The sequence below is a fragment of the Ruminococcus sp. CAG:379 genome, assembly GCF_000434255.1.
Classification (GTDB): Bacteria; Bacillota; Clostridia; order Oscillospirales; family Ruminococcaceae; genus Ruminococcus_F; species Ruminococcus_F champanellensis.
The window spans coordinates 1-7,370 of the sequence record NZ_FR894845.1 but is presented as its reverse complement, the minus strand read 5'-3'; the positions used below and the strand labels follow the sequence as shown (position 1 = coordinate 7,370).

Genomic DNA, 7,370 nt, shown 5'->3' with positions numbered 1-7,370 from the left:
GGGCAGCAGCGGCATGGCGGAGATCCCGGAGGATACCTCCGGTCAGTATGCGGCAGCCATCGGCACGGGCACCCGGCAGGCAGGCACTCTGCTGACCATTACAGACTCGGATGGGCAGGTGCTGTGCGCCTTTGCTCCGGAAAAGCAGTACCAGCATGTGGTATTCAGTGCTCCTGCCCTGCAGGAGGGAGAAACCTATACGGTGACCCTGGGGGGCAGCTGCTCCGGCACGGAAACCGACGGCTTGTATACGGGAGGGGACTGCACCGGCGGCACGGAGCTGACCAGCTTTACTGTATCTGACAGGATCACCACCGCAGGCAGCAATGCGGGCGGCATGAATCCCCAGGGAGGCGGTTTCCCCGGCGGACAGGATGGCATGATGCCTCCGGATAGACAGGAGCAGGGCATTCACCCCTCCTTTGACGGGCAGGAGCCGCCGGAGGATATGACACCTCCGGATGGGTTTGATCCCACACAGGAGGGAAAAACACCCCCCGGCGGCTTCGGGGGATTTGATCCCAAAGCAAATACGGGAAATGCATAAACCAGGGCGGAATCGGCTTGCTGTCGGTTCCGCCTTGACTTTGTTCCGGCGGCATGCTATAGTGGGGATACAAGGAGGGATGGTATGGATCAGGAGGCATTTTCCAGTGCCTGTGCCTGGGCGGCGGCACGGCTTGGACAGGGGGGCATCGGCACCCTGGGGGAAAAGTCCCTGCATGCGGCACTGAAGTATTATTTTGAACCCTGCCCGGAAAACCATGAGCAGCCCCTTGGGGGCTTTGTGGCGGATGCGGTGGGGGAGCACGGGGTCATCGAGATCCAGTCCCGGAGCCTGTTCAAGCTGATCCCCAAGCTGGACGCATTTCTGGAGGCATGCCCGGTGACGGTGGTGCATCCCCTCATCGGGAAAAAGTGGGTGGCATGGTACACGCCGGAGGGCGTACCCGTATCCCGCACCCGTGCCCCGGGGAAGCTCCGGCTGACCGATGCGGTGCCGGAGCTGTACGCCTTGAAGTATATGCTGGACAATCCCCGGTTTCACTTTTGCATCTGCGTGGTGGAGGCGGAGGAGCAGCGGCTGCTGGACGGAGTGGGAAAGGATCGGAAACGCCGCAGCACCCGGCTGGACCGGATCCCTCTTGCCCTGATGCAGGAGGTGCATTTTGACTGTCCGGCGGATTACATGCAGCTGTTTCCGGCGGATGCGCCGGAGGTGTTCGGCAGCCGGGAGATTGCACAGGTGGGACATATGAGCCGGGACACTGCCCGGATGCTGTTGAACCTGCTGTGCTATCTGGAGCTGATCCAGCCGGCGGAACAGCGGGGGAATGCCAAGTATTACCGCAGAGTGGAGGGATGAGGGGGTGCGCCCCCCTTTTCTTTTTGTGGGTTTCTTTATGCTCTGCCGTTCTGCTTTTTGGGTGACCATTTTCTTTTCTGCGTTCTATGATACTCCGCGTGCTGTTTTTACGCAGTACCGTTTTACCGATATCTTGGGGAGATGTGCGTGACTCTATTTGATTAACCGGATGGGTCACGCATGACCCATCTACCGGGATGCGAGCGACAACCTCTTTGGGAGGGGGGAGAGCGCAGTAAACTGCTTATTCTCTCCCCTCCCCTGGGCAGCATCACGCAGGGAACGCCTGCGGCTTTGCACACAGTCTGCTTGCAGATTTTCCCTCATAGCCTACAGAACCTCCTTGCAATACGGCAAGTATTCCTGCGTCAGTTCTGCACGCTCTGAAGAAAAATCTGCTGAGGCATCCTGTGCACAATCCCTGTGTGCTGCTGCCCTGCTTTTCTCTCGCGCTCTCTTTTCCACAACCCACCCCTCTCTTTTGGGAAACGAACAGGCTGAACTGTTTCCACGATTTCAGCCGTCGGATTTCATTCCCTTGCGTTTTGTGCAGCATTGTGGGAATGTGCAGCTTTGGGTGCTGCATGGAGGGGGATGGGGAAGGAGGAAAGCGGGGGACTGGGGGAGAAAACCCGGAAGGGGAAGGGGGATTGGCAGCCGGGCTGCCCCCCTTTCCCCGGGTTGTCTCCCCAAGACAGCGGTAAAACGCTCCTGCGTAGCCCCAGCACGCAGAGCATAAAAGACAACACACAAGGAGCTGATCCCTAAAATGAAACCAACAACCAATATGAAACCGCCCAAAATATAAAAAAGAAAATCCCCGTATCCTCTTTTCTTTTTGCCCATAATATGCTATAATTATAAAGATATACTACAAGCAGCAGTGCTGCGGATGGAGGTTATTATGGACAACGTGATTATTCTCGCAGGGGGGCAGGGCAAGCGCATGAAGGCGGATATGCCCAAGCCCATGTTTACCGTATTGGAGGAGCCCATGCTGGAGTGGGTCATCAAAGCATGCGAAGGGGCAGGATTGTCCCGGATCTGCGTGGTGAAGGGCTTTGAGGCGGCGCAGATCGATGCCTACCTGAACGGCAGATACGAAACCGTATTGCAGGAGGAACGGCTGGGTACCGGCCATGCGGTGATGCAGGCGATCCCCTTTATGCAGCAGGAACAGACGGGAAACACCCTGGTGCTGTGCGGGGATGCACCCTTCATTGACAGCGATACCATCCGCAACGCCCTGGAGCAGCATGTGCAGGAGGGGAATGCGGTGACGGTCATCACCGCCCTGGCGGAGAACCCCAAGGGCTACGGCAGGATCCTCCGTGGGGACAACGGCATTACCTGCATCGTGGAGGAAAAGGACGCCACCGAGGAGCAGCGCCGGATCCGGGAGATCAACTCCGGTGCCTACTGGTTCCGGACGGCGGATCTCATCACGCTGCTGGGGGGGCTGACCCAGAATAATGCCCAGGGGGAATACTATCTGACGGATACCATTTACCTGGCGCTCCACAGCGGCAAGCGTGCCGGTGCCTATCTGTCGGAGAATCCGGATGTGGTGCTGGGTGCCAATGACCGGAAGGGTCTGCTGATGCTCAATACGGTGGCACGGCTGGCGCAGATCGAAAAGCATCTGGAAAACGGGGTGGCATTCACCTGTACCGACGGCATCACCATTACCCGGGACGTGGAGATCGGGGCAGGCACGGAGATCCTGCCGGGCACCATCATCCGGGGAAAGACGAAGATCGGCGCCAACTGCGTCATCGGCCCCAACTGCCTGATCGAGAACTGCGAGATCAAGGACGGGGTGCGGCTCAATTATGTGCAGGCGTATCAGTCCGTCATTGAGGCAGGGGTGAAGATCGGCCCCTTTGTACACATCCGTCCCAACAGCCACATTATGAGCGGCGTAAAGATCGGGGACTTTGTAGAGATCAAGAATTCCACCATCGGGGAGAATACTGCCGTGGCGCATCTGACCTATGTGGGAGACAGCGACGTGGGCAAGAAGGTGAACTTCGGCTGCGGTACGGTGACGGTCAACTATGACGGCATCGTCAAGAGCCGCTGCGAGATCGGAGACAATTGCTTCATCGGCTGCAACACCAACCTGATCGCACCGGTGAAGCTGGGGAAGGCAGTGTATACTGCTGCCGGCACCACCGTCACCCGGGATGTGCCGGATTACTCCCTTGCCATCGACCGGGGCGTGATGCAGGTGAAGGAGGGCTACACCCTGCGGAAGCTGAAGGGAAAGCTGTAATAGGAGGACGTTATGAGCATTTTTGACCTGTTCAAGCAGGTGGAATCCGCCGCCCCTGCCGGGCCTCCGGAGTATCTGATCGTGGGGCTGGGGAATCCGGGGCTGGAGTATGCCCAGACCCGGCACAACGCCGGGTTCATGACCCTGGATCTGCTGGCGGAGCGGGAGCATACGGAGATCAAGCGGATGAAATTCAAGTCCCTGTGCGGGGATGCGGTGATCGCCGGGAAGCGCTGCCTGCTGATGAAGCCCACCACCTATATGAACAACAGCGGTCAGGCGGTGGCGGAGGCCATGCAGTTTTACAAGCTGCCCATCGATCATATCATAGTCGTATACGATGACATTTCCCTGGAGCCCTCCCGGCTGCGAATTCGCCGGAAGGGCAGCGACGGGGGACACAACGGCATCAAGAGCATCATCTATCTCACCGGCGAGGATACCTTTCCCCGGATCAAGCTGGGGGTGGGGAAGAAGCCCCGGCCGGATTACAATCTGGCGGACTGGGTGCTGTCCCGGTTCACCAAGGAGGAGCTGGAGCAGCTGCACATTGCAGCAGAGCATGCCTGTGAGAGCATTGCTCTGATGGTAAACGGCAAGATCGATGAAGCCATGAACCGGTACAATGCCTGATCAAAGGAGACCCCATGCAATTTTTCAAGGATACTATATTGGAACTGTCTGCGGTGCAGGAACTGCAAAAGTACTTGAACCGGGGCGTTTCCCCCATATCTTTTTCCGGCGTATCCCACATCCACAAGGCGCAGCTGCTTGCCGCCCTGGCGTGTGATACGCCCGGTCTTGTTGTAACGGAGGATGACGCCTCCGCCCGGCGGCTGTGCGACGACATCAATCTGATGCTGGGGGAGAACCGGGCTTTGCCCTTCCCCTCCAAGGAAATGGCGCTGACCCCGGTGGAGGGGCTGTCCAGAAGCTACGAGCATATGCGGCTGGCGGCGCTTTCTGCGGTGCAGGCGGGACAATGCGCCCTGCTGATCGCATCCGGCGAGGCGCTGCTGCAGCCCACCCTGCCGCCGGAGCTGCTGGAGCAGTGTACCATCACCCTCCAGGTCGGGGAGGACTACGACATCGGCACCCTGGCAAAGCAGCTGACCGGCTGCGGCTATGTCCGGTGTGAAAAGGTGGAGGGCCCTTCCCAGTTTTCCGTCCGGGGCGCTTTGCTGGATGTATTCCCGGTGCAGGCTGCCATGCCCCTGCGGCTGGAGTTCTGGGGGGATACCCTGGACAGCATCGCTCCCTTTGAGGTGGCATCCCAGCGCCGGGTGGATCAGCAGGAACAGGTCACCATTCCGCCTGCCCAGGAGACCCTGGTGCCCCAGCCGGAGCTGTTGGCGGAGAAGATCGAAGCTCTGGCAAAATCCCTCCGGGGCAAGCGTGCGCCGGAGCTGCGGATATGGCTGAACCGGGACGCAGAGCGGCTCCGGGGGGGCGAAATGCTGACGGACATCGACAAGTACCTGCCCCTGCTGTATCCCAGAACCGTGACCCTGTTGGATTACATTCCCGGCACGGTCTGGCTCAGCGAGCATATGGCGGTGCAGGAGCGGATGCGCGGTGCGCAGACCCAGTATATGGAGGATCACCGGATGCTGCTGGAAGCCGGTACCCTGTGCAAGGGACTGGAGGGGTACCTGATGGAGGTGCCCCGGATGCAGGAGCTGCTGACGGAGCGGGTCTGCGTGTATCTGGATACCTTTTTGCAGGGGGGCGACCGGATCCCCTACCGGGAGCTGCTGAACATCGAAGCCATGCAGACCGCTCCCTGGGGCGGCGAGATCCGGCAGTTGACGGAGGATCTTTCCCTGTACTGCAAGCAGGGCTACCGGACTATGCTGGTGGCAGGCTCGGAAAAGACCATCGGCATTCTGTGCAATGACCTGCGGGACAGCGGCATTCCCTGCGATATCGCCGCCCCGGACAGCGTATGTCAGCCGGGACGGGTGCTGCTGATGATCGGCAGCCTTACCGGGGGCTTTGCCTATCCGGAGAATAAAACCGCCCTCATTACCCAGGCAAAGGCCATGCATGCCCGGAAAAAGGCGAAAAAGCACAAAAAGGGCGAGGAGATCCGTGCCCTGTCGGATATTACCGCCGGGGATCTGGTGGTGCATGCGCTCCACGGCATCGGGCGCTTTGTGGGGATCCGGAAGCTGGAGCTGGAGGGGGTCACCAAGGACTATATTACCATCCAGTATGCGGGCAAGGACGTGCTGTATGTGCCCGTCACCCAGCTGGATATGGTGTCCCGGTACATTGGCACCCGGGACGATGATCATGTAAAGCTCCACAAGCTGTCCTCCGTAGAGTGGCAGAAGACCCGGAACAATGTGAAGCGTGCCGCCAAGGATATGGCGGATGAGCTGATCGCCCTGTATGCCAAACGGGAAAAGGCGGAGGGCTTTGCCTTCCTGCCGGATGACGAGATCCAGGCGGAATTTGAGGAACGGTTCCCCTATGTGGAAACCGACGATCAGCTGCAATGCATTGCGGACATCAAGGCGGATATGCAGAAGCCCCATCCCATGGATCGGCTCCTGTGCGGCGACGTGGGCTTCGGCAAGACGGAGGTCGCCATGCGGGCGGCGCTCAAATGCGTCCTGTCCGGCAAGCAATGCGCCATCCTGGTGCCCACCACCGTGCTTGCCCGGCAGCATTACCAGACCGCCCTGCGCCGGTTCGAGCAGATGCCCGTGAATGTGGAGCTGCTGTCCCGGGCAAGAAATCCCAAGCAGCAGGCGGAGATCCTGCGGAAGCTGTCCACCGGCAGGATCGATATCCTCATCGGCACCCATCGGCTCATCCAGAAGGACGTGATCTTCAAGGATCTGGGCCTTGCCATCATTGACGAGGAGCAGCGGTTCGGGGTTGCCCACAAGGAAAAGTTCAAGGAGAGCTTTGCGGGGGTGGATGTGCTGACCCTGTCCGCAACCCCTATTCCCAGAACCCTGAATATGGCAATGAGCGGCATCCGGGATATGTCCGTCATTGAGGAGCCGCCCCAGGATCGCTACCCGGTGCAAAGCTATGTGGTGGAATACTCGGACGGGGTGGTGGCGCAGGCTTTGTCCCGGGAGCTGAAGCGCGGCGGGCAGGCGTATTACCTGCACAACCGGGTGGAAACCATTGCCGCATGCGCTGACCGGCTCCAGAGATTACTGCCGGATGCCCGGATCGCCTACGCCCACGGACAGATGACTGAAGAAGCCATGAGCGATATCTGGCGGCAGCTGGTGGATCACGAGATCGACATTCTGGTGTGTACCACCATCATTGAGACCGGTGTGGACGTGCCCAACGTAAACACGCTTATTATAGAGGATGCGGATCGGCTGGGACTGTCCCAGTTGTATCAGCTGCGGGGCAGAGTGGGACGCTCCAACCGGCGTGCCTATGCCTACTTCACCTTCCGCCGGGAAAAGGTGCTGACGGAGGTTGCCACCAAGCGGCTCAATGCCATGCGGGAATTCACCCAGTTCGGCAGCGGTTTCCGCATTGCTTTACGGGATCTGGAGATCCGGGGCGCCGGCAACATTCTCAGCGGCAAGCAGCACGGTAATATGGAGGCAGTGGGGTATGATATGTATATCCGGCTGCTGAATGAAGCCATTGCAGAGGCAAAGGGTGAGCCCATCAAGAAGGCGGCGGAGTGTACGGTGGATATCCAGATCGACGCTCATATCCCGGAGACGTATATTGAAAGCCTGACCC

At 59.4% G+C, this 7,370-nt stretch carries 4 protein-coding genes and 1 pseudogene; all 5 read left to right on the top strand.

The window, feature by feature from the left end:
• Nucleotides 1-547: pseudogene (locus tag QVO51_RS02895) on the top strand (hypothetical protein); the annotation flags it as partial.
• Between the two features lie 84 nt (nt 548-631).
• A complete protein-coding gene (locus tag QVO51_RS02890; RefSeq protein ID WP_022357162.1) occupies nt 632-1,366 on the top strand; it encodes a hypothetical protein in 735 nt (244 codons plus the stop codon).
• A 904-nt stretch (nt 1,367-2,270) separates the two neighbouring features.
• Entirely contained in the window at nt 2,271-3,641 is a 1,371-nt protein-coding gene (glmU, locus tag QVO51_RS02885) for a bifunctional UDP-N-acetylglucosamine diphosphorylase/glucosamine-1-phosphate N-acetyltransferase GlmU (RefSeq protein WP_022357161.1), read from the top strand.
• A 12-nt stretch (nt 3,642-3,653) separates the two neighbouring features.
• Nucleotides 3,654-4,274, top strand: coding sequence for an aminoacyl-tRNA hydrolase (gene pth, locus QVO51_RS02880; RefSeq protein WP_022357160.1), 621 nt, complete (start codon nt 3,654-3,656; stop codon nt 4,272-4,274).
• A gap of 14 nt (nt 4,275-4,288) precedes the next feature.
• On the top strand, nt 4,289-7,370 hold a 3,082-nt coding region (mfd, locus tag QVO51_RS02875; RefSeq protein WP_288167788.1), incomplete at its 3' end, for a transcription-repair coupling factor.

Coding starts and splice junctions, on each gene's coding strand:
- QVO51_RS02890 (WP_022357162.1), top strand. CDS start 632: ATGGATCAGGAGGCATTTTCCAGTGCCTGTGCCTGGGCGGCGGCACGG.
- glmU (WP_022357161.1), top strand. CDS start 2,271: ATGGACAACGTGATTATTCTCGCAGGGGGGCAGGGCAAGCGCATGAAG.
- pth (WP_022357160.1), top strand. CDS start 3,654: ATGAGCATTTTTGACCTGTTCAAGCAGGTGGAATCCGCCGCCCCTGCC.